This window comes from Sphingomonas sp. S2M10, assembly GCF_012650175.1.
Taxonomy (GTDB): Bacteria; Pseudomonadota; Alphaproteobacteria; order Sphingomonadales; family Sphingomonadaceae; genus Sphingomonas.
This window is the reverse complement of record NZ_JAAILI010000055.1, coordinates 66,301-86,555: the sequence shown is the minus strand read 5'-3', so window position 1 is coordinate 86,555 and position 20,255 is coordinate 66,301. Positions and strand designations below refer to the sequence as shown.

The 20,255-nt window shown below is 67.5% G+C and carries 16 protein-coding genes and 1 tRNA gene; 13 read left to right on the top strand and 4 right to left on the bottom strand.

What is annotated here, in order from left to right; translation table 11 throughout:
- Positions 1 to 18: 18 nt before the first annotated feature.
- On the top strand, positions 19 to 801 hold the full coding sequence (hisN, locus tag S2M10_RS13130) for a histidinol-phosphatase (protein ID WP_168846448.1): 783 nt from the start codon (positions 19 to 21) through the stop codon (positions 799 to 801).
- Positions 802 to 808: 7 nt separating this feature from the next.
- Here hisN and S2M10_RS13125 read toward each other — a convergent pair whose 3' ends face one another.
- Positions 809 to 1,924, bottom strand: a complete 1,116-nt coding sequence (locus S2M10_RS13125) for an acetylxylan esterase (protein WP_168846447.1) — start codon at positions 1,922 to 1,924, stop codon at positions 809 to 811.
- A 44-nt stretch (positions 1,925 to 1,968) separates the two neighbouring features.
- The gene (locus S2M10_RS13120) at positions 1,969 to 4,104 is read right to left on the bottom strand and encodes an AsmA family protein (protein WP_168846446.1); all 2,136 of its coding nucleotides are present in this window, start codon (positions 4,102 to 4,104) and stop codon (positions 1,969 to 1,971) included.
- A 152-nt stretch (positions 4,105 to 4,256) separates the two neighbouring features.
- On the opposite strand from S2M10_RS13120, the gene rpmI reads away from it, so the two are divergent.
- From rpmI to S2M10_RS13080, 8 genes are all read left to right on the top strand, one after another.
- Positions 4,257 to 4,460: a 50S ribosomal protein L35 gene (gene rpmI / locus S2M10_RS13115; RefSeq protein WP_010543145.1), complete on the top strand. Its 204-nt coding sequence runs from the start codon at positions 4,257 to 4,259 to the stop codon at positions 4,458 to 4,460.
- Between the two features lie 14 nt (positions 4,461 to 4,474).
- On the top strand, positions 4,475 to 4,840 hold the full coding sequence (gene rplT, locus S2M10_RS13110) for a 50S ribosomal protein L20 (RefSeq protein WP_010543146.1): 366 nt from the start codon (positions 4,475 to 4,477) through the stop codon (positions 4,838 to 4,840).
- A gap of 85 nt (positions 4,841 to 4,925) precedes the next feature.
- The gene (locus S2M10_RS13105; protein ID WP_348770598.1) at positions 4,926 to 5,549 is read left to right on the top strand and encodes a LysE family translocator; all 624 of its coding nucleotides are present in this window, start codon (positions 4,926 to 4,928) and stop codon (positions 5,547 to 5,549) included.
- A gap of 135 nt (positions 5,550 to 5,684) precedes the next feature.
- Positions 5,685 to 6,032 carry a GIY-YIG nuclease family protein gene (locus S2M10_RS13100; RefSeq protein ID WP_168846445.1) on the top strand — a complete coding sequence of 116 codons (348 nt, stop codon included), beginning with the start codon at positions 5,685 to 5,687 and terminating at the stop codon, positions 6,030 to 6,032.
- A gap of 3 nt (positions 6,033 to 6,035) precedes the next feature.
- Positions 6,036 to 7,121, top strand: coding sequence for a phenylalanine--tRNA ligase subunit alpha (gene pheS, locus S2M10_RS13095; RefSeq protein WP_168846444.1), 1,086 nt, complete (start codon positions 6,036 to 6,038; stop codon positions 7,119 to 7,121).
- Positions 7,118 to 9,541 carry a phenylalanine--tRNA ligase subunit beta gene (pheT, locus tag S2M10_RS13090; protein ID WP_168846443.1) on the top strand — a complete coding sequence of 808 codons (2,424 nt, stop codon included), beginning with the start codon at positions 7,118 to 7,120 and terminating at the stop codon, positions 9,539 to 9,541. The genes pheS and pheT overlap by 4 nt, the downstream gene beginning before the upstream one ends.
- A gap of 4 nt (positions 9,542 to 9,545) precedes the next feature.
- The gene (locus tag S2M10_RS13085; RefSeq protein WP_168846442.1) at positions 9,546 to 9,962 is read left to right on the top strand and encodes a hypothetical protein; all 417 of its coding nucleotides are present in this window, start codon (positions 9,546 to 9,548) and stop codon (positions 9,960 to 9,962) included.
- Positions 9,963 to 10,025: 63 nt separating this feature from the next.
- Positions 10,026 to 10,102 (top strand) — tRNA-Arg (locus S2M10_RS13080).
- 104 nt (positions 10,103 to 10,206) lie between these two features.
- Here S2M10_RS13080 and purD read toward each other — a convergent pair.
- Positions 10,207 to 11,472: a phosphoribosylamine--glycine ligase gene (gene purD, locus S2M10_RS13075; protein ID WP_168846441.1), complete on the bottom strand. Its 1,266-nt coding sequence runs from the start codon at positions 11,470 to 11,472 to the stop codon at positions 10,207 to 10,209.
- On the opposite strand from purD, the gene xseA reads away from it, so the two are divergent.
- The 4 genes from xseA to S2M10_RS13055 all read left to right on the top strand — a co-directional run bounded on the left by xseA (position 11,471) and on the right by S2M10_RS13055 (position 17,350).
- Positions 11,471 to 12,979 (top strand): exodeoxyribonuclease VII large subunit, encoded by a 1,509-nt coding sequence (gene xseA, locus S2M10_RS13070; protein ID WP_168846440.1) that lies wholly within the window; start codon positions 11,471 to 11,473, stop codon positions 12,977 to 12,979. The two genes, purD and xseA, sit on opposite strands and share 2 nt — an antisense overlap.
- A gap of 40 nt (positions 12,980 to 13,019) precedes the next feature.
- Complete coding sequence (locus tag S2M10_RS13065) at positions 13,020 to 13,220, top strand: DUF2093 domain-containing protein (protein WP_168846439.1); 201 nt, start codon at positions 13,020 to 13,022, stop codon at positions 13,218 to 13,220.
- A complete protein-coding gene (locus S2M10_RS13060; RefSeq protein ID WP_168846438.1) occupies positions 13,217 to 14,050 on the top strand; it encodes a M23 family metallopeptidase in 834 nt (277 codons plus the stop codon). Before S2M10_RS13065 ends, S2M10_RS13060 begins: the two co-directional genes overlap by 4 nt.
- 315 nt (positions 14,051 to 14,365) lie before the next feature.
- Positions 14,366 to 17,350: a TonB-dependent receptor gene (locus S2M10_RS13055; protein WP_247650799.1), complete on the top strand. Its 2,985-nt coding sequence runs from the start codon at positions 14,366 to 14,368 to the stop codon at positions 17,348 to 17,350.
- A gap of 76 nt (positions 17,351 to 17,426) precedes the next feature.
- On the opposite strand, the gene clpB is transcribed toward S2M10_RS13055, so the two are convergent.
- A complete protein-coding gene (gene clpB, locus S2M10_RS13050) occupies positions 17,427 to 20,006 on the bottom strand; it encodes an ATP-dependent chaperone ClpB (RefSeq protein WP_168846436.1) in 2,580 nt (859 codons plus the stop codon).
- Positions 20,007 to 20,255: the final 249 nt, after the last annotated feature.

Below are 20,255 nucleotides of genomic sequence, written 5' to 3'. Positions count from 1 at the left end.
GCCCGGTAGGGCAGGGGCATGGCCGTTTCCGAAACCGACATCGCACTTGCCGCACGCCTCGCCGATGCCGCGGGTGCTGCGATCCGACCCTATTTCCGTGCCGATCACGGCGTCGAGGCGAAGGAGGACCAGTCACCGGTCACCCTCGCCGATCGCGCCGGCGAGGAGGCGATGCGCAAGCTGCTGATCGCCGAGCGACCGATGGACGGCATCATCGGCGAGGAATTCGGGGTGCGCGAGGGCACCAGCGGCCGGCAATGGGTGCTCGATCCGATCGACGGCACCCGCGCCTTCATCGCCGGGCGGCCGGTGTTCGGCACGCTGATCGCGCTGGTCGACAATGGCTGGCCGGTGCTGGGCGTGATCGACCAGCCGATCATCGGCGAACGCTGGCTGGGCGTGACCGGTCGCAAGACGCTGTTCAACGGCAAGCCCGCAAGCACCCGCATCTGCCGCGAGCTGGGTCAGGCGATCCTGGGCACCACCTCGCCCGCGCTGTTCGACGATGGCCAGCTCCACGCCTTCGAGCATCTCGACGCCAAGGTGATGAGCACGGTGCTGGGCGGCGACTGCTATAATTATGGCTGCGTGGCGAGCGGCTGGCTGGACATCGTCGTCGAGGCGGGACTCAAGCTGCACGACTTCGCCGCGCTGGTGCCGGTGATCGAGGGCGCGGGCGGCCGGATGTGCGACTGGCAGGGCGATCCGCTCCATGCCGGCAGCAATGGCGAGGTGATCGCCGCGGGCGATCCCGCGCGAATCGACGACATCCTCGAAGCGATGGACTGCCGCGGGCACTGAGCCCGGTCTAGCGGCCGTCCCAGAACTCCGGATGGGCGTCGATGGTCCGGGTCAGCCAGTCGGCGATGCGCCGCTGTTCGGCGACGCCGTAATGGCCATGGCAGGCGGTTGCGCGGAACTCCCGGGCCGGAAAGGGCAGGAACAGCAGGTCGCGCGCACCGGCCGCCCGGGCTGCGGCGCCGATACGGGTTTCTGCGGCGCGTATCATCATGGCCTGGTCGGGCGGGGCGCCACGCGTGTCGAACCACCAGAGGATGAACACCGCGCGCGGATAGCGGTCATGAAGACGGGTGAGGAATTGGCCGTACCGGGTGGCATAATCGGCGACGAGCGCCGTCAGCGTCGGCCAGGTGGCATCGGGTCGGAAGCCGACGAAATCCGCCTGCAGTTTGAGCATCACGATCTGTGGCTGCCAGCGCGGATCCGCATAGGGGGCAGGCTCGGCCGGCAGGCGCCGCGGCCATAGCTGCTCCATCGTCCCCTGTGGCACGGTGCCGCCAGCATTGCGGATCAGCCCGCGGCCGGAAATGGCGTTCACCTGATAGTCTGCTGCGAAATGCTGCGCAGCAAGCGCTGCAAAGGCGTCCGGCGTGTCGGTGGTGGCGCGGACCTGTTCCTGGGTACACTCCACTTGAGCGGCGCGCGCACCATAGCCCGCCATCGACGAATCGCCGATGAATTCGATCTGCCGCCGACGCGGCGGGGGTGCGGCTAGACCATTTCCGCGCGCGACGAAGAAGCCCGCGAAGCGCGCGGGCGCAGCGCTCTCGGTGACCTTGTCCAGGCGGACGCGATGGGCACCGGCCGTAAGGCCGTCGATCACGACGTCGGCCTTGCCCGGGCGGTCGATCGTGATCGGCGGTGCGCCATCGATGCTCGCCCGCCATTCGTTCACCGCGTCGTCGAACCGCAACACGAGTCGAGGGCCGCGAAAGGCTGCTTCGAAATAGATGCCCGGCCATTGATGGCGATACCCGGTCCCGATCGATTCGACTCGCCCACCGACATGGACTGGCACGCGTTCCAGCAACGCCGCCTCGGCGGGGGCAATCGTCACCCGTTGCGGCGGCCGCGCGTCACCTGCCGTGGCCAGCGCAGCGGCAAGGATGAGGAAGCGCAGCATCGCGGATCGATCCTGCGCTTGGATTGCCGCTCCGCGCAAGCGGATCAGAAGATGCCGAGGAACTTCTTGCGCTGCTGCTTCGCCTCGCCGGCGCTCGCCCTGCCGCTTTCGGACTTGGCGGTGGTGCCGCGGCCGACATCCTCGCGCGGCCGGCCCTTTGCGTCGCGCTGGCTGGCGGCAGTGGCACCGGACAGTACCGGGCCGCAATCCGCCGCCTTGGCATCGCCGAAGTCGACGAACGCCAGCACCGCGGCCAACGGCGAGGCGGCGACGCCCAGGCCCAGCCCGACTCCCGCGCGGCCGACCAGCTCGGGGCTGATCACGCTGATCCCCGGCTTGGCGAAATAGCCGCCGATCCCCACCGGCGACTGGCCCGAGAACAGGCTGAACCGCTTCGAATCGGCGCGGAAGGCGAGGTCGATCGTCTCGTTCTTGAAGCTGAACCCGCCGCGGCCGAGCATCACGTTCTTCTGCGTGTCGATCAGGATCGGGTCGGCCGCGGCGATGCCGTCACGCACGGTGAAGCCGATCAGCCCGCAATTGATCTGCACCGGCTCCTTCAGCTTCTTCTCGAACATCTTCTGGACGAAGGTGCCGATGTCGAACTCGGCGAGCTCGGTATTGCGCGTCCAGAAATCGCCCTTGGGCAGGATCACCGCGATCCGGCCATTCGCACTGGCCAGCGAATCGCGCACGCTGTTGCCGCGGCCGTTCATCTGGATGCGCGCCTTGAGCATGCCGGTGGTGCCCGCCTGCTCGGCACCGAAGCCGGCTAGCAGCACGCCCATCGGGGTGGGCGACAGGCGGATGTCATAGGTGGTGAACACCGGCGCCTTGCGCGCGTCGATGCTGATGTCCGAGGTCACCGTGCCGCGCGCGAGGCTGAAGTTGAGCGGGCTCAGCTTGAGCAGCCGGTCGTCGAGATCGAGGCCCAGTTCGATGTTGGACACCGGCAGGGCGGGCGCGCGGACGGTGCGGACCTGCCAGTGCACCTTCGCGTCAAAATTCTTGAGCGCATCCGTGCGCAGCGGCGCGTCCGGCAGCAGCCGCGGCGTGCCGGCAACCTGGGTCACCGCTGCCTGTGCGCCCTCCGCGGCAAGCGCATTGGGGTTGTAGCCGATGAACGGCCCGGCATCGACGATGTCGAGCACATGGGTGAACAGGTCGGCGGTCACCAGCATCCGCGGCTCGCGCAGCTTCACCGTGAACTTGCCCGACAGATCACTGTCGCCGAAGCGCCCTTTCATGCCGGTGAAACGCCATTCGTCGCCGGCCTTCGTGACGGCCGAGGTCAGCCGATAACCGCGCGTATCGGGCACCGCGATCCCGGCGACCATGAACACATCGGCGAGGTTCTGCCCGCGCAGGTCCATGTGCAGCCTGGCGCCCTCCAGCACCGTGGCGCCGGGCAGGGTGCCGGTCACGTCCACGCGAGACCGCACCCCCTCTGCGTGGAGCTGCAGCCGATTCTCACCGCCGGCCAACGTCTTGTTCGAGGAGAGCAGTGCACCGGCCAGTGTGAAGCGCGCGCCGCGCGCGGTGCCGTTGCCATCGAAGCGGATCGTGTCGGCGAAGCGATTGTCCTCGGCGGCCACCGTGTCGACGCGAATCGCGGCATCCAGCTGGTGGCGCGGATCGAGGTAGCGGATCTGGGTGCCGGCGATGCGCGCGCGCTGGATCAGCGGCATGGTCAGCGGCTTCCCGCCGCCGCTGCCGAAGGTCCATGTATTCTGCTTGCCGTCGCGATCCCATTGCAGGTCGATTCGGCCGTCGGTGAGGCCCAGCCACTGGAAGCGCTTCTGATCGGCGAGCAGCGACAGGCTTGCGATTCGCGCGTCGATCCGCGCTGCGCTGAAAAACGGGCTGGTGCCGGCCCAGTCCGGGTTCTCCACGCTGAGTCCCTCGGCGACGAACTTCAGGTTGAACGGCGCGAAATAGAGCTGGAAGTCGCCCGCCACCCGCACCTTGCGTTGCGCGCTGCTGCTCGCGATCGATTCGAACGTGCCCTTGAGGAACCGCCCCTTGGTGACGAACAGGATCGCCCAGGCGAGCACCACCAGCCCCACCAGGCTGGTGACGACCGCGATCGTCGCGGCGAGCGGCGTGCCGATCGCGCGCGCCGGCCGGGGTGGCGGGGGTGCCTGCTCGGCGGCGAGCACGGGGGTGTCCAGATCGGCCATGGTCTTCAAAATCCTTTGTGCCCGCGCGGTTCCCCGGTGGTTGCATAACGTGGAACCATCCGCTAAGGGGCCGCCTTTCCGCGATCGAGGGACCGTCCGGCTAATAGGGCTGCCGCGGCTGTCTGCAATCGTCGAACCATAAGGAGACGAAAATGCCCAAGCTCAAGACCAAGAGCGGTGTGAAGAAGCGCTTCAAGTTCACCGCCACGGGCAAGGTGAAGCACGGCGTCGCCGGCAAGCGCCACCGCCTGATTTCGCACAATTCGAAGTATATCCGTACCAACCGCGGCACCAGCGTGCTGGCCGACGCCGACGTGGCACACGTCAAGGCGTGGGCGCCGTACGGCCTGAAGTAAGGGAGTCCTGAAAAATGGCACGAGTGAAGCGTGGTACGACCACCAAGGCGAAGCATAAGCGGATTTTGGATCAGGCGAAGGGCTATTATGGCCGTCGCAAGAACACCATCCGCATCGCGCGTCAGGCCGTCGAAAAGGCCGGCCAGTACGCCTATCGCGACCGCAAGGTAAAGAAGCGCAGCTTCCGCGCCCTGTGGATCCAACGCATCAACGCCGGCGTCCGCGCCGAAGGCCTGACCTATTCGCAGTTCATGCACGGCCTCAAGCTGGCCGGTATCGAACTGGACCGGAAGGTCCTGGCCGACATCGCGATGCACGAGGGTGAAGCCTTTACGGCCATCATCGCGCAGGCGAAGGCGGCGCTGCCCCAGGCCGCCTGAGCGGACCTGCGCGCAAGCTGATATAGGGGCGTCGAAGCTGCGGCTTCGGCGCCCTTTTTCATTTCAACCGGGGGGAGACGATCCCGTGGCGATGAAGACCTGGTGGCTCTACGTCACTGCCGTGTTTTTCGTGTCGATGACGCCGGGGCCGAACATGCTCCACGTGATGGTGCAGAGCATCCGCGAGGGCGCCGCCCGCGTGCTGCCGACCACCGCGGGGCTGATGAGCGCGAACCTGTTCTGCCTGGTCGCCTCGGCGGCGGGGCTGGGGGCGCTGCTCAAGGCGTCGCCGGGGCTGTACGACGTGCTGCGCTATGCGGGTGTCGCCTATCTGGTGTGGCTGGGCATCAAGGCGTGGTGCGCGCCGGTGGCGGAGGCGCATGCCGATGCTGCCATGCCGGTGCGCCAGTCGGTGCGCGCGCGCTACCTGACCGGGCTCGGCACGGGGCTGTCCAACCCGAAGCTGATCGTCTTCGCCGCGGCGCTGTTCCCGCAGTTCCTCGACGTGGGCCGCCCGTTCCTGCCGCAGCTGGCGATCCTGATCGCGACTTTCGCGGTGATCGAGGCCTTCTGGTTCTCGGTCTATGCGCTGGGCGGTCGTTCGCTGGCCGCATGGCTTGCGCCAGCGGCGCGGCAGCGGATGTTCAACCGCGTCACCGGCGGCGTCTTCGTGGCGTTCGGCGCCGCGCTGCTCGGCAGCCGGGTGTAGCCAAGCCCCACGCCCTAAGTCGTCATTCCCGCGAAGGCGGGAATCCATTGACTCGTCGGTCGCGGCTCCTGCTGAATCGGCACGGAAAATGGATCCCCGCCTCCGCGGGGATGACGAAGGGGCGGGGGATAGGGCGTGGAGAAGCAACCGTGCGTGTACATCCTCGCCAGCCGCCGGCACGGGACCCTCTACACCGGCGTGACCTCGAACCTGCTGGGCCGCCTTTACCAGCATCGTGAGAAGCTGACGCCAGGCTTCACCTCGAAACACGACATCGCCCGCCTCGTCTGGTTCGAAGTGCATGAAGACATGGCCGCCGCCATCCTGCGGGAAAAGCGGATCAAGACGTGGAATCGGGACTGGAAGCTCAACCTGATCGAGCGCAGCAACCCGCAATGGGTTGACCTAGCGATCGGACTAGGGTTCGAGCCCTGGCAACCGACTGGAACATGGATCCCCGCCTCCGCGGGGATGACGGAGTAAATTGTGGCAGAGCTGGACCTGCAAGAAGCGATCCTGGACCGTATCCGGCAATGCGACACGCTTGCCGCGCTGGAGGAAATCCGTGTCGAGATGCTCGGCAAGGCGGGTGTCATCACCGCCGAGTTGAAGACGCTGGGCAAGCTGAGCCCCGAGGAGCGGCAGACGGTCGCCCCGGCAATCCATGCCCGTCGCGAAGCCGTCACCGAAGCAATTGCGACCGCCAAGACCGCCATGGAACAGGCCGCGCTTGATGCGCGCCTCGCCAGCGAGACGGTGGACATGACGCTGCCGGTCGACGGCGTCGCCCCCGGTTCGGTCCACCCGGTCAGCCAGGTGATGGACGAACTCGCCGAGATCTTCGCCGATCTGGGCTTCGCGGTCGCCACCGGCCCCGAGGTCGAGGACGACTGGCACAATTTCACCGCGCTCAACATTCCGGAAACGCATCCGGCGCGCGCGATGCACGATACCTTCTACCTCGCCGGCGAGCATGAGCGGCCGATGGTGCTGCGCACGCACACCAGCCCCGTGCAGATCCGCACGATGACGAGCAGCAAGCCGCCGATCCGCATCATCGCGCCGGGCCGCGTCTATCGTTCGGATTCGGATGCGACCCACACGCCGATGTTCCACCAGATCGAAGGCCTGGTGATCGACAAGGGCATCACGCTCGGTCATCTGAAGTGGACGCTGGAGACCTTCCTCAAGGCCTTCTTCGAGCGCGACGATATCGTGCTGCGCCTGCGCCCCAGCTATTTCCCCTTCACCGAGCCTTCGGCCGAAGTCGATGTCGGCTTCACCTGGAAGGACGGCAAGCGCGTGATCGGCGGCAGCGGCGACGCGCCCGGCGGCGGCTGGATGGAAGTGCTGGGCAGCGGCATGGTGCACCGGCGGGTGATCGAGGCCTGCGGGCTCGATCCCGAAGAATGGCAGGGCTTCGCCTTCGGCACCGGCGTCGACCGGCTTGCGATGCTCAAATATGGGATGGACGACTTGCGCCCCTTCTTCGACGGCGATCTGCGCTGGCTCAAGCATTACGGCTTCTCCGCGCTCGACGTGCCCACGCTGAGCGGGGGAGTCGGCGCGTGAAGTTCACTCTCTCTTGGCTCAAGGAGCATCTGGAGACCGAGGCCTCGCTGACCGAGATCCTCGAGGCGCTGACCCGTGTTGGCCTCGAAGTCGAAGGCGTCGAGAACCCCGCCGAGCGGCTGACCGGCTTCCACGTCGCCCGCGTGCTGACCGCCGAGCGCCACCCGCAGGCGGACAAGCTGCAGGTGCTCAGCGTCGATTTCGGCAAGGGCCCGCTGCAGGTGGTGTGCGGCGCGCCCAATGCGCGTGCAGGGCTCGTCGGCGTACTGGGCTTGCCCGGCGCGGTGGTGCCGGCCAACGGCATGACGCTCAAGGTCGCGGCGGTGCGCGGCATCGAATCGAACGGCATGATGTGCTCGACCCGCGAGCTGGAGCTCGGCGAGGACCATGACGGCATCATAGAGCTGCCCGAGGACGCGCCGGTGGGCACGGCCTTCGCTGACTATGCGGGCCTCGACGATCCCGTCATCGACGTGTCGATCACGCCCAACCGCCAGGATTGCATGGGCGTGCGGGGCATCGCCCGCGATCTTGCCGCAGCGGGCCTCGGCACGCTCAAGCCGCTCGATGCGGTGGTGGCGGGCCTGCCGGCGATCGTGCCGCAGGGCGCGGGGCCCGACGTGCGCACCGACGATGCAGCGGGCTGCCCGGCCTTCTACGGCCAGATCGTGCGCGGTGTGCAGAACGGGCCGTCGCCCGACTGGCTCCAGCAGCGCCTCAAGGCGGTGGGGCAGAAGCCCATCTCGGCGCTGGTCGACATCACCAACTTCGTGATGTTCGGGCTCGGCCGCCCGCTCCACGTCTATGACATGGCGAAGCTTGTCGGCGGGCTCGCCGCGCGCAAGGCGCAGGACGGCGAGACCGTGCTGGCGCTGAACGGCAAGACCTACACGCTGACCGAGAGCATGACCGTGATCGCCGACGATGCGGGCGTGCATGACATCGGCGGCATCATGGGCGGCGAGCATTCGGGTTGTTCGGACGACACCACCGACGTGCTGATCGAATGCGCCTATTTCGATCCCGAGCACATTGCCCGCACCGGCCAGAAGCTGCTGCTGACCAGCGATGCGCGCACTCGCTTCGAGCGCGGCGTCGATCCCGCGTTCCTCGACGAGGGGCTGGCGATCGCCACCCGGCTGGTGCTGGCGCTGTGCGGCGGCACCCCGAGCGACGTCACCCGCAGCGGCACGCCGCCCAAGGTGGGCGCGGTCGTCGGCTATGATCCCAATCTGGCCGAGACGCTCGGCGGCCTCGCCGTTCCCGCGGAACAGCAGGTGGAGATCCTCGAAAGTCTCGGTTTCATCGTCCAGCCGCTCGACGGCAATGGCGATCCGGTCGACCTCGGCGAGGGCTTCGAGGCCTTCCGCGTCACCGCGCCGAGCTGGCGCCGCGACATCGACGGCCCGGCCGACATCGTCGAGGAAGTGATCCGCATCGCCGGTATCGACAACGTCCCCTCGGTGCCGCTGCCGCGCACCCCCGGCGTGGCTGTGCCCACCGCCACGCCCGAGCAGAAGCTCGAGCGCCGGATGCGCCGCACCGCTGCCGCGCGCGGGCTCAACGAGGCGATCACCTGGAGCTTCCTACCCGAGTCGCAAGCTGCGGTGTTCGGCGGCGGGGCCTGGACGCTCGCCAACCCGATCAGCGAGGACATGAAGGTCATGCGCCCCTCGCTGTTGCCCGGCCTGCTGGCGGCGGCGGAGCGCAACCTCAAGCGCGGCGCGACCAGCGTCCGCCTGTTCGAGGTCGGCCGCCGCTATCTGGCGGACAAGGAGCGGCTGACGCTGGGTGTCGTGCTGGCGGGCTCCAAGGCCTCGCGCGGCTGGCAGACCGGCAAGGCGCAGCCCTTTACCGCCTTCGATGCCAAGGCCGAGGCGCTGGCGCTGCTGGAAGCCGCCGGCGCGCCGCTCGCCAACCTGCAGGTGATGGGCGAGGCGGGTGCCGCCTATCATCCCGGGCAGTCGGCGACGCTGCGGCTGGGGCCGAAGAACGTCCTCGCCAGCTTCGGCATGGTCCACCCGAGCGTGCTCAAGGCGTTCGACCTCGACGGCGCGGTGGCGGCGGTGGAACTCCATCTCGACGCGCTGCCCGCGAAGAAGGCGACCGGCTTCACCCGCCCCGCCTTCACGCCCCCGGCGCTGCAGGCGGTGACCCGCGACTTCGCCTTCCTGGTGCCGACCACCCTTGCCGCCGGCGACCTCGTCCGCACCGTGAAGGGCGCGGACAAGGCCACCATCGTCGACGCGCGGCTGTTCGATGTCTTCACGGGGCAGGGCGTACCCGAGGGGCAGAAGTCGTTGGCCATTGAAGTCACGCTCCAACCGGGCGAAAAGAGCTTCACCGACGCGGACCTGAAGGCGGTGGCCGACAAGGTCGTCGCGGCGGCGACGAAGCTTGGGGCAACCCTGCGAGGATGATGCGATGATCGAGCGGTTCCTACCCGGGCTCGACGCCCTTCTGGCAGAGCCGCTCGACACGCATTCGGTGTCGGTCGCCTTCCCCGGCGACATGGACCCGCACGAGCGCGAGGGGCGCTACGGCGTGTTCCTCGATGCCGAGCTGCGCATTGCCGGGCTCGGCACCTGCGGCGGCGGCACGCTGATCGAGACGCTCGACGATGCGGGCCAGTGGCGGCCGGCTTGCGCGATCCTGGACGTCGACCTAACCGATCTCGAGCGTGGCCGCGCCTTCTGCCGTGACGAGTTGGCGTCGCTGGGCTGTCCGGTGGGCACGCTGATCCAGTATGACGACCGCGAAGACCGCTGGGACGGCGCGACCTGGCATTGCAGCGAGCCGCGCTCGTTCGACGAGGACATGCTGCCCTATCGCGATAATTGAGGGGGGCATGCAAAAAGGGGTTGCGCTACCCCCGATCCTCGTTTAGGCGCCGCACCTCACCGCGCGCCCGTAGCTCAGCTGGATAGAGCATCAGACTACGAATCTGAGGGTCGGACGTTCGAATCGTTCCGGGCGCGCCAATTTCTTCCGACATCGTCATACCATCCGCATCGCCTCGGGCGAGGATGGTTCGTGCGCGCATTCGGCAGGTCGCGGCTGCGGGTGCAGCCGCGACCTGCCCCGGTCAGCCGCGCGTGCGGGCGAGTTCGCGCCAGCCGATGTCGCGCCGGCAGAAGCCCGTGGGGAAGTCGATCGCATCGACGCCGCGATAGGCCGCGGTCTGCGCCGTCGCGATATCCGGTCCGATCGCGGTCACGTTGAGCACCCGGCCGCCGCTCGCCACCAGCGTGTCGCCCTGACGCTTGGTGCCCGCATGGAACACCTGCACGCCGCCGGCCTCTGCCGCATCGATCCCTTCGATCATGCCGCCGGTTTCCGGGGTGCCGGGATAGCCGCGCGCCGCCATCACCACCGTGAGCGCGGTGTTCGGGCTAAAGCGCGGGGCGGGGCGTCCTGCCAGCTCGCCGCGGGCGGTCGCCAGCAGTAGGTCGAGCAGATCGTCCTCCAGCCGCAGCATCAGCACCTGGCATTCGGGATCGCCGAAGCGCGCGTTGTACTCGATCAGCTTCGGGCCGTGCCTGGTGAGCATCAGCCCGGCATAGAGCACGCCCGAATAGGGGATGCCGTCGGCCGCCAGCGCCGCGATGGTCGGCTCGACGATCCGCTCGATCGCTTCCCGTTCCAGCGCGGGCGTGAGCACCGGGGCGGGGCTATAGGCGCCCATGCCACCGGTATTGGGGCCGACATCGCCTTCGCCGACACGCTTGTGATCCTGCGCCGATCCGAACGGCACTGCGGTCGTGCCATCGGTAATGACGAACAGACTGGCTTCCTCACCGTCGAGGAATTCCTCGATCACCGCGCTGGCGCCCGTATCGGCGAAAATCGCGGTGAGCGCGGCCACCGCCTCGTCGCGGCTCATCGCGACGGTGACGCCCTTGCCCGCGGCAAGGCCGTCGGCCTTCACCACCACCGGCAGCCCGAACGGCTCCAGCGCCGCCAGCGCCGCGTCCAGCCCATGCACGCGGACATAGCCCGCCGTGGGGATGCCCGCACGCGCGCACAGATCCTTGGTAAAGCCCTTCGATCCTTCCAGCTGCGCCGGCAGCCGGTTGGGCCCGAATACCGGGATACCAGCCTCGCGCAGTAGGTCGCCGACGCCTGCGACCAGCGGTGCCTCCGGCCCTACCACGACCAGCCCGATGCCGTTCGCCTGGGCAAACGCAAGCACCGCCGCAGGATCGGTCGGCACGAGGTCGACGAGCGTGGCATGCGCCGCTATGCCCGGATTGCCCGGTGCGGCGAAAAGCTGCGTCAGCAGCGGCGATTGCGCGAGCTTCCAGGCGAGCGCATGTTCGCGCCCCCCCGACCCCAGTAGCAGGACGTTCATGGCCGACCCCCTTTTCGAGACTTCATCGACGCGGCTCGTAGCCGAGGCGGTGCCCGGGGACAACGCGGCGCCGATGAGCGTCAGCGAACTCTCCGGCCGGCTGAAGCGGATGGTCGAGGGCGAGTTCGGCCATGTCCGCCTGCGCGGCGAGATTTCGGGCTGGAAGCGCGCCGCTTCGGGCCATGCCTATCTCGCGCTCAAGGACATGGACGCGGTGATCGACGGGGTGATCTGGCGCGGCGCAGCGTCCGCGCTGCCCTTCCAGCCGCAGGACGGGCTGGAGGTGATCGCCACCGGCAAGCTGACCATCTATCCGGGCCGCTCCAAATACCAGATCGTGATCGAGCGCATGGAGCTGGCCGGCGAGGGCGCGCTGATGGCGCTGCTGGAGAAGCTCAAGGCCAAGCTGGCAGGCGAGGGGCTGTTCGACGCGCAGCGGAAGAAGCCGCTGCCCTATATGCCCAAGGTGATTGGCGTGGTGACCTCGCCCACCGGCGCGGTGATCCGCGACATCCTCCACCGACTGGAGGATCGTTTCCCCAGCCACGTGCTGGTCTGGCCGGTAAAGGTGCAGGGCGAGGGATCGGCGCAGGAGGTCGCGCGGGCGGTGCGCGGCTTCGATGCGATCCAGCCGGGCGGCGCGGTGCCGCGCCCGGACCTGCTGATCGTCGCGCGTGGCGGCGGCTCGATCGAGGATCTCTGGGCTTTCAACGAGGAAGTCGTGGTCCGCGCGGTGGCGGAATGTTCGATCCCGATCATTTCGGCGGTGGGGCACGAGACGGACACGACCTTGTGTGATTTCGCCGCCGATCTCCGCGCGCCCACGCCCACTGCGGCAGCCGAGATCGCGGTGCCGGTACTCTCCGAAGTCCGTCACGGCATCGCCACGCTGGCGCACCGCACCGAACGCTGCGTCCGCCGCTATCACGAGCGCGCCGGGGAGCGGCTGGCGGCGCTCGTCCGCGTGCTGCCCCGCCGCGATGCGCTGCTCGGGCCGCAGCGCCAGCGGCTCGACGATGTTGGCGCCCGGCTCGGGCTGGCACTTGAGCGCCGTGTGACCGTGGCGCGCGGCCAGCTCGATCGCGCCGGCGCCGCGCTGCGCCCGGCGACGCTGGAGCAACGGCTGGCGACCGCGCGGCAGCGGTTGGGCGGTATCGCGCTCGACCGCGCCGCCGATCGCGAACTGGCAGCGCTTCGCCAGCGCTTCGCCCGCCCGGCCGAAGCGCTCAAGCTCGCCACACTGGAGCGCCGCTTCGCCACCGCCTCGGAACGGCTGGCGGCGATGGGCCGCCACCTCGAACTGCTCGATCCCGAACTGCCGCTCAAGAAGGGCTATGCCTGGGTGGAGGGGCGCGGCACCGGCAAGGTAGTCGCCTCGGCCGAGGATGCGCGCATGGCCCAGGCCGTGACGCTGCATTTCGCCGACGGGTCGGTGGACGCGCGGGTTGAGCGCGGCGCGGGCAAGGCCTATGTTCCGCCCAAGCCCGAACAGCCCACGCTGCTCTAGGGCGCACCCACCACCTTCAAGAGCAGGAATGGCGCCGCCCATGCTGATGTCCAACACCGCCCGCGTCGCCAAGCTGCACTATATGGCCAATGGCTTCCGCGTCCTCTCGCCCGGCGACCATGTGCTGTGCGCGGTCACCGGCGAGCGCGTGCCCGTCGATTCGCTCCGCTACTGGAGCGTCGCGCGGCAGGAGGCCTATGCCACCCCCGAGGCGGCCACCAAGGCGCTGCTCGAGGCATGATCGACCGGCGGCGCTTCGCCGCGGCGATGCTGGCGACGACGCTGGTGGTGCGGACCGCCCGGGCGGGTGGGGATGCCTTCGCGCTCGACGGCAGCTTCGAGCAGGGCGGCATCGCCCGCGGGCAGGTTCCCCCCGGCACCGCCGCGCTCCAGTTCAACGGGCAGCCGATCCCCTTTGCCGCCGATCGCCGCTTCCTGATCGCATTCGATCGCGATGCCGCGCCGACGGCGCTGCTGGAGGCCATGGGCGACGATGGCCGCACGGTGCGCGAGGATCTGCAGATCGCACCACGCGGCTGGAACATCTCGCGGCTGGACCAACTCCCCAAATATCCAGTGCCCAGCGCCGAATTCGAGGCGCGCCGCCCGGCCGAACTTGCCCGGATCAAGGCGGCGCGTGCCCTGCAGACGGCGGCACAAGGCTGGCGCCAGCGCTTTGCCTGGCCGGCGACGGGGCGCATCTCCACCTTGTTCGGCTCGCAGCGGATCTATGCCGGCGAGCCCGGTGCCTATCATTCGGGCATCGACATCGCACTGCCCACCGGCTCGCCGGTCCGTGCGCCCGCCGACGGGGTGGTGATCCTTGCCGCCGAGGCGCCGTTCACGCTGGAGGGCAATCTGCTGATGCTCGATCATGGCATGGGGTTGTCCAGTGCCTTCCTGCATCTGTCGCGGATCGATGTCGCGGAAGGGGCGGTGGTTCGCCAGGAACAGCTGCTGGGTGCGGTGGGCGCCACCGGCCGCGCCACGGGCCCGCATCTGCACTGGGGACTGATGTGGCGCGGCGCGCGGATCGATCCGCTTCTCGTGGCGGGAACGATGGCTGCCTGAATTTAGGGCAGCGTTGGCCGGTGCAGGAAAACAATCGATCAAGAGTGTCGCTTGTTGCGTAACTTTGCTGTCGTCATGTGGCTTTTTCGCTACACAAATTTGAAAGCCTCGTATGAAAGCTGAATGTCCGCTTTACAGTGCGAGGGGTTAGCTGCTTCCCTTCACACAAGCTTATCCTGTGACGCCAAAGCGATCATACGGACGAGCGGGGAGACACCCTGGTTACAATGTTGCTGACGGCGTGACCGGGACAAGCGAGGGAAACGCATGACAAAGACGCAACTGAAGCTGCGTGGGGGGATTGCCGTATCGGCAATGGTTCTCGCGGGCGCACTGGTCGCATCGCCTGCAATGGCGCAATCCAGCACGCCGGCACAGGACGAACCGGCCGCAGGCCAGGAGATCGTCGTGACCGGCTCGATCCTGCGCACCCAGGGTGCCACGCCCTCGCCGGTGACCACGCTCACCGCCGAAAATCTCGACCAGCGCGGCATCGCGACCGTTCAGGACGCACTCCAGAGACTGTCGTCGAACAACGGCGCCGCGCTGACCAATTCCTTCACGGCCAACGGCGCGTTCGCAGGGGGCGCGTCGTCCGTGTCGCTGCGTGGCCTTTCTACCAGCTCGACCCTGGTGCTTTTCGACGGTCTTCGCGCGGCGTACTATCCGCTTGCGGACGACGCGACACGCAACTTCGTCGACCTGAACACCATTCCCGACGACATCGTCGAGCGCATCGAAGTGCTGCGGGACGGCGCTTCATCGAGCTACGGCGCGGATGCGATCGCGGGCGTGGTGAACATCATCACCAAGCGTGAGTTCAAGGGTATCGGCGGCCGAGCGGAAGCCGGCATCTCGCAGGATGGCGTCGCCGCCAACCAGCGACTGACGCTGACCGTGGGAACCGGCGACCTCGCCGAGCAGGGCTTCAACACGTATCTGAGCGGTTTCTTCTATCGGTCGGAAATGGTGCGCGTCAGCGACCTGCCCTACCCGTACAACTCGTCGGACCAGCGCGGCATCGGCGGGCCGAACCACGTCACCTATGGTCTGGATGGCAACGGTGCTTTCCCGACCGGCTTGCAGACCGCGGGCGATTACAATTTCGGGAACTTCTATGTGCGCCCGGCAAGCGAAACCGGCACGGCCGTCCCGGGGTCGCGCTATCAGCTGCTGAGCGGCGGCTGTCTCAACGGCACCCCGTACAACCCCACGGCCGCGCAGCTCGGCCAGGTCGTTCGGAACGACGAGGGTGAGGTCATCGCCAGCAACGCCGCGGTGCCGACCACGGTGTGCCAGGAAGACAGCACCAACCGCTACGGCATCGTCGCCCCGCAGATCGAGCGCTTCGGCCTGTCGGCCCGCGTGACGGCGTCCATCGGGAATTCGAGCGAGGCCTATTTCCAGGCGAACTTCCAACAGGCGACCAGCTCCTACACCGGCGGCCCGCCGACGCTGCGTGGCAACGCGCCGACCGGCATCTACTATCCGCGCTTCTCGACGTCGTCGGCAGCGCTGCCCAACGCGCCGGGTTCGCTCGTCCTGTCGCTGCCGAACTGGGTCTGCGCCGCGGGCGTGAACTGCGACACGGCGACCGACCGCCGGCTCAACCCGAACAACCCGTTCGCGAGTGCGACCACGCCCCAGCGCGCGCTGATCCTCGGCTCGCTGCCGAACACCGTCACCAGCAACGAGGTGCGCAGCCGCGTCTATCGTGCGGCTGCCGGCATCAACGGCACGATCTTCGGCGACTGGGACTATCACCTCGACCTGACGGCGATGCACAATGATCTGCGCCGCACGTTCAACGGATATGTCTATATCCAGAACCTGCTGAACGCGGTGAACACCGGCAGCTTCAACTTCGTCAATCCCGCGGCGAACAGCCAGACCGCAATGGAAAGCCTCACGCCGGAGCGCAAGGCCGACGCGTCGTCGGAACTGTTCCAGGCGCAGCTGAGCGTGTCGAAGGACCTGTTCCAGCTTCCCGGCGGCCCGCTTCAGCTGGGTGTCGGCGGAACGGTGTTCTACGAATCCGTGGATTCGCCCAGCGCCAATTCCGACATCAATGGTCCGACGCAGCGCTATTTCACGATCAACGCGTTCGGCACCCAGGGCAATCGCACGGTGACCGCAGGCTTCTTCGAGCTGAACGCGCCGATCGTCGATCCGCTGCTGGTCAACGTCTCCGGCCGCTATGACAACTACTCGTCCGGCCAGAGCTATTTCTCGCCGAAGGTGGGCGTGAAGTTCACGCCGATCCGTCAGATCGCGCTGCGCGCCACCTGGTCGAAGGGGTTCCGCATTCCTTCGTTCGCGGAAGCCAACGCGCTGCCGACGACCGGCTATGTCTCGCAGTCGATCACCAACATCCCGGCAGCCTATCGCCGGCTGTACGGTGGCGCCGCCTGCGCGAACGACGACACGGCACCCACCGCCTGCCCGACCTATCTCACCAGCTACTCGATCGGCTCGACCACCCTGGCATCGCCGAACCTGCAGCCCGAGAAGTCGCGCAGCTGGACCGCCGGCATCATGTTCGAGCCGATCCGCAACGTCTCGTTCACGGTCGACTATTACAATATCAAGAAGACCGGGGCGATCACCTCGCCTTCGACGGCGCCGGCCATCGCCGCCTACTATGCTGGTCAGGCGATCCCTGCCGGCTACAACGTCATCGCCGACGCGCCGGACGTCAACAACCCGACGCTGCTTCCGCGTATCGCGTTCGTTGAATCGCAGCTGATCAACGCCAATACGCTCAAGTCGGAAGGCATCGACTTCGGTGCCAATGCGCGCTTCGACTTCGGCGGCGTACGCTGGACGAGCAATCTCGACGCCAGCCTGACGCTGGAGTTGAGCACGACCTTCCCGGACGGCACCAAGGAGACCTATGTCGACACGCTCGGCAACTTCAACCTGACGGCCGGCTCGGGCACCTTCCGCTGGAAGGGCAACTGGCAGAACACGTTCGAGTTCAAGCAGTTCGCGCTCTCGGGCACGGTCAACTACACGTCGGGCTACGACCTGTCGGCCCAGGATCAGGGCAACGACTATCGCGATTGCGGCCTCTCCCCCGGTTTCACCGGCTGCCGCGTGAAGAGCTACATCACCTTCGACCTGAACGCGTCGATCAAGGCGAATGACCAGCTCACCTTCTACGTGAACACGATCAACCTGTTCGACCGCCTGCCGGGCGTAGATCCGGTGACCTACGGTGCCTATCTCTACAACCCGGTCCAGGCCGGCGAAGGCATCTACGGCCGCATGTTCCGTGCTGGCGCGAAGTTCAACTTCTAAGCCGCACGACCATTCTAGCCAGAGGGGCGGCTCCCAACGGAGCCGCCCCTTTTTTCATGCCATGTCCGCCCGCGGGCTAGGCCACTTGCAGCGTCAGCGCGCCGTCGCCCTCGTCGACATGCACGGTGGATCCGTCCTTCACCGCGCCGCGCAGGATCAGGTCGGCGAGCGGATCCTGCAGATAGCGCTGCACCGCGCGCTTCAGCGGGCGCGCACCGTACACCGGATCATAGCCCACCCGGCCCAGCCACTCGCGCGCCGCGGGCGACAGGTCGATGCCCACCTTGCGGTCCTTGAGCAGCTTGGCCACGCGGCCGACCTGGATGTCGACGATCGGCGCCATATGGTCCGCGCCCAGCCGGTGGAACAGGATGATCTCGTCCAGCCGGTTGAGGAACTCGGGGCGGAAATGCGCGCGCACCACCTCCATCACCTGCGGCTCGACTTCTTCCACCGGGTGCCCGTCGGCCAGGTTGGTGAGATACTGGCTGCCCAGGTTCGAGGTGAGGATCACGATCGTGTTCGAGAAATCCACCGTGCGGCCCTGGCCGTCGGTCAGGCGACCGTCGTCGAGCACCTGGAGGAGGATGTTGAACACGTCGTTGTGGGCCTTCTCCACCTCGTCGAACAGCACCACCTGATAGGGGCGCCGCCGCACAGCCTCGGTCAGCACGCCGCCTTCCTCATAGCCGACATAGCCCGGCGGGGCGCCGATCAGCCGCGCGACCGCGTGCTTCTCCATGAACTCGCTCATGTCGATGCGCACCATCGCATTGGGATCGTCGAACAGGAATTCGGCGAGCGCCTTGGTCAGTTCGGTCTTGCCGACGCCGGTGGGCCCGAGGAACAGGAACGAGCCCAAGGGGCGGTTCGGGTCCTGCAGCCCCGCGCGACTGCGGCGTACGGCGGTGGAGACGGCCTTCACCGCATCGGCCTGGCCGATCACCCGCTTGCCTAGCTGCTCCTCCATATGCAGCAGCTTCTCGCGCTCGCCTTCGAGCATCCGCTCCATCGGGATGCCGGTCCATCGCGCGACCACCCCGGCGATGTCGTCGGCGGTCACTTCCTCGCGCAGCATCGCGCCCTTGGCGGCGCTCTGCGCCTCGTCGAGCTGGCGGGTGAGTTGCGGGATCACGCCGTAGGAGAGCTCGCCGGCACGCGCCAGGTCGCCCGCGCGCTGCGCCTGCTCAAGCTCGATCCGGGCCTGGTCGAGCTGCGCCTTGAGCACCGCCTCGGCGTTGATCTTGTCCTTCTCCGCCTGCCAGCGGGTGGTCAGCTCGGCCGATTGCTGCTCGAAATTGGCAAGGTCCGCCTCCAGCGTGGCCAGACGGTCGCGCGAGGCGTCGTCGGTCTCGCGCTTCAGCGCCTCGCGTTCGATCTTGAGCTGGATGATCCGCCGGTCGAGCGTCTCGATTTCCTCGGGCTTGGACTCCACTTCCATGCGGATGCGGCTGGCGGCCTCGTCCATCAGGTCGATCGCCTTGTCGGGCAGGAAGCGGTCGGCGATGTAGCGGTTGGAGAGCGTCGCCGCGGCGACGATCGCCGCGTCGGTGATCCGCACGCCGTGGTGCAGCTCATATTTCTCCTTGAGCCCGCGCAGGATCGAGATCGTGTCCTCCACCGTCGGCTCGCCGACGAACACCGGCTGGAACCGCCGCTGGAGCGCGGGGTCCTTCTCGACATGCTTCTGATATTCGTCGAGCGTGGTCGCGCCGATGCAATGCAGCTCGCCGCGGGCGAGCGCGGGCTTGAGCAGGTTGCCGGCGTCCATCGCGCCCTCAGCCTTGCCGGCGCCGATCAGCGTGTGCATCTCGTCGATGAACAGCACGATCTGGCCTTCCGCGCCCTTCACCTCGTCGAGCACGCCCTTGAGGCGCTCCTCGAACTCGCCGCGATATTTGGCACCCGCGATCAAGCTGCCCATGTCGAGCGCCATCAGCGTGCGGTCCTTGAGCGTATCGGGCACGTCGCCATTGGCGATGCGCAGCGCCAGGCCCTCGGCGATCGCGGTCTTGCCGACCCCCGGCTCGCCGATCAGCACCGGATTGTTCTTGGTGCGGCGGGCGAGGATCTGGATGGTGCGGCGAATTTCCTCGTCCCGGCCGATCACCGGATCGAGCTTGCCAGCGCGCGCAGCCTCGGTCAGGTCGCGGGCGAACTTCTTGAGCGCGTCGTAGCGGTCCTCGGCCGAGGACGTGTCGGCGGTGCGGCCGCCGCGCATGCTGTTGATCGCGGTGTTCAGCGCCTCCGGCTTGGCGTTCGCGGCCTGCAGCGCCTTGCCGGCGGCGGTGTTCAGGCTTAGCGCCAGTGCGACGAGCAGCCGTTCGACCGTGACATAGCTGTCGCCGGACTTCTGCGCGATCGTCTCGGCCTGGTCGAGCACGCGGACGAGATCATTGTCGAGCCCCGGCGTGTGCTGCGCGCCGGAGCCGCTGACGGCGGGAATCTTCGAGAGCGCGAGATCGGTCTCGCCCAGCGCCCGCTTGGCGTCGCCGCCCGCCGCCTGGATCAGGCCGCTGGCCATGCCCTGCTCGTCCTCGAGCAGCGCCTTGAGAAGATGTTCGGGGCTGATCCGCTGGTGGTTCATGCGGATCGCCACGGTTTGCGCCGATTGCAGGAAGCCCTTGGCGCGGTCGGTGAATTTTTCGAGGTTCATGCCTGATCCCTGTGCGAAGTTGACCAGCAGATAGTGTTGCAAATGAGCAACACAAGAGGGGCGAGTTGCTTCATGGCTACTGTACTGCGGTAGCGGGGGACAACGGGAAATCGGGACTTTTCCGCAGTGTACATTCGATTGTCACGCAGCTGTCACGAGCCAGTCTCGATAGTGAAGCGTTAGCTATCGAATGTTGCAACGCGGCAAGCGTAGCGGCCGCGGAGCCGGGCGAGGGGCCTGGTGCTTTCC

Bases quoted from the DNA above. Each gene is read 5' to 3' on its own strand.
- xseA (WP_168846440.1), top strand. From the start codon at position 11,471: ATGGCCGACCCCCTTTTCGAGACTTCATCGACGCGGCTCGTAGCCGAG.
- S2M10_RS13060 (WP_168846438.1), top strand. From the start codon at position 13,217: ATGATCGACCGGCGGCGCTTCGCCGCGGCGATGCTGGCGACGACGCTG.
- S2M10_RS13055 (WP_247650799.1), top strand. From the start codon at position 14,366: ATGGTTCTCGCGGGCGCACTGGTCGCATCGCCTGCAATGGCGCAATCC.
- S2M10_RS13065 (WP_168846439.1), top strand. From the start codon at position 13,020: ATGCTGATGTCCAACACCGCCCGCGTCGCCAAGCTGCACTATATGGCC.
- S2M10_RS13120 (WP_168846446.1), bottom strand. From the start codon at position 4,104: ATGGCCGATCTGGACACCCCCGTGCTCGCCGCCGAGCAGGCACCCCCG.
- hisN (WP_168846448.1), top strand. From the start codon at position 19: ATGGCCGTTTCCGAAACCGACATCGCACTTGCCGCACGCCTCGCCGAT.
- rplT (WP_010543146.1), top strand. From the start codon at position 4,475: ATGGCACGAGTGAAGCGTGGTACGACCACCAAGGCGAAGCATAAGCGG.
- S2M10_RS13085 (WP_168846442.1), top strand. From the start codon at position 9,546: ATGATCGAGCGGTTCCTACCCGGGCTCGACGCCCTTCTGGCAGAGCCG.
- clpB (WP_168846436.1), bottom strand. From the start codon at position 20,006: ATGAACCTCGAAAAATTCACCGACCGCGCCAAGGGCTTCCTGCAATCG.
- S2M10_RS13125 (WP_168846447.1), bottom strand. From the start codon at position 1,924: ATGCTGCGCTTCCTCATCCTTGCCGCTGCGCTGGCCACGGCAGGTGAC.
- rpmI (WP_010543145.1), top strand. From the start codon at position 4,257: ATGCCCAAGCTCAAGACCAAGAGCGGTGTGAAGAAGCGCTTCAAGTTC.
- purD (WP_168846441.1), bottom strand. From the start codon at position 11,472: ATGAACGTCCTGCTACTGGGGTCGGGGGGGCGCGAACATGCGCTCGCC.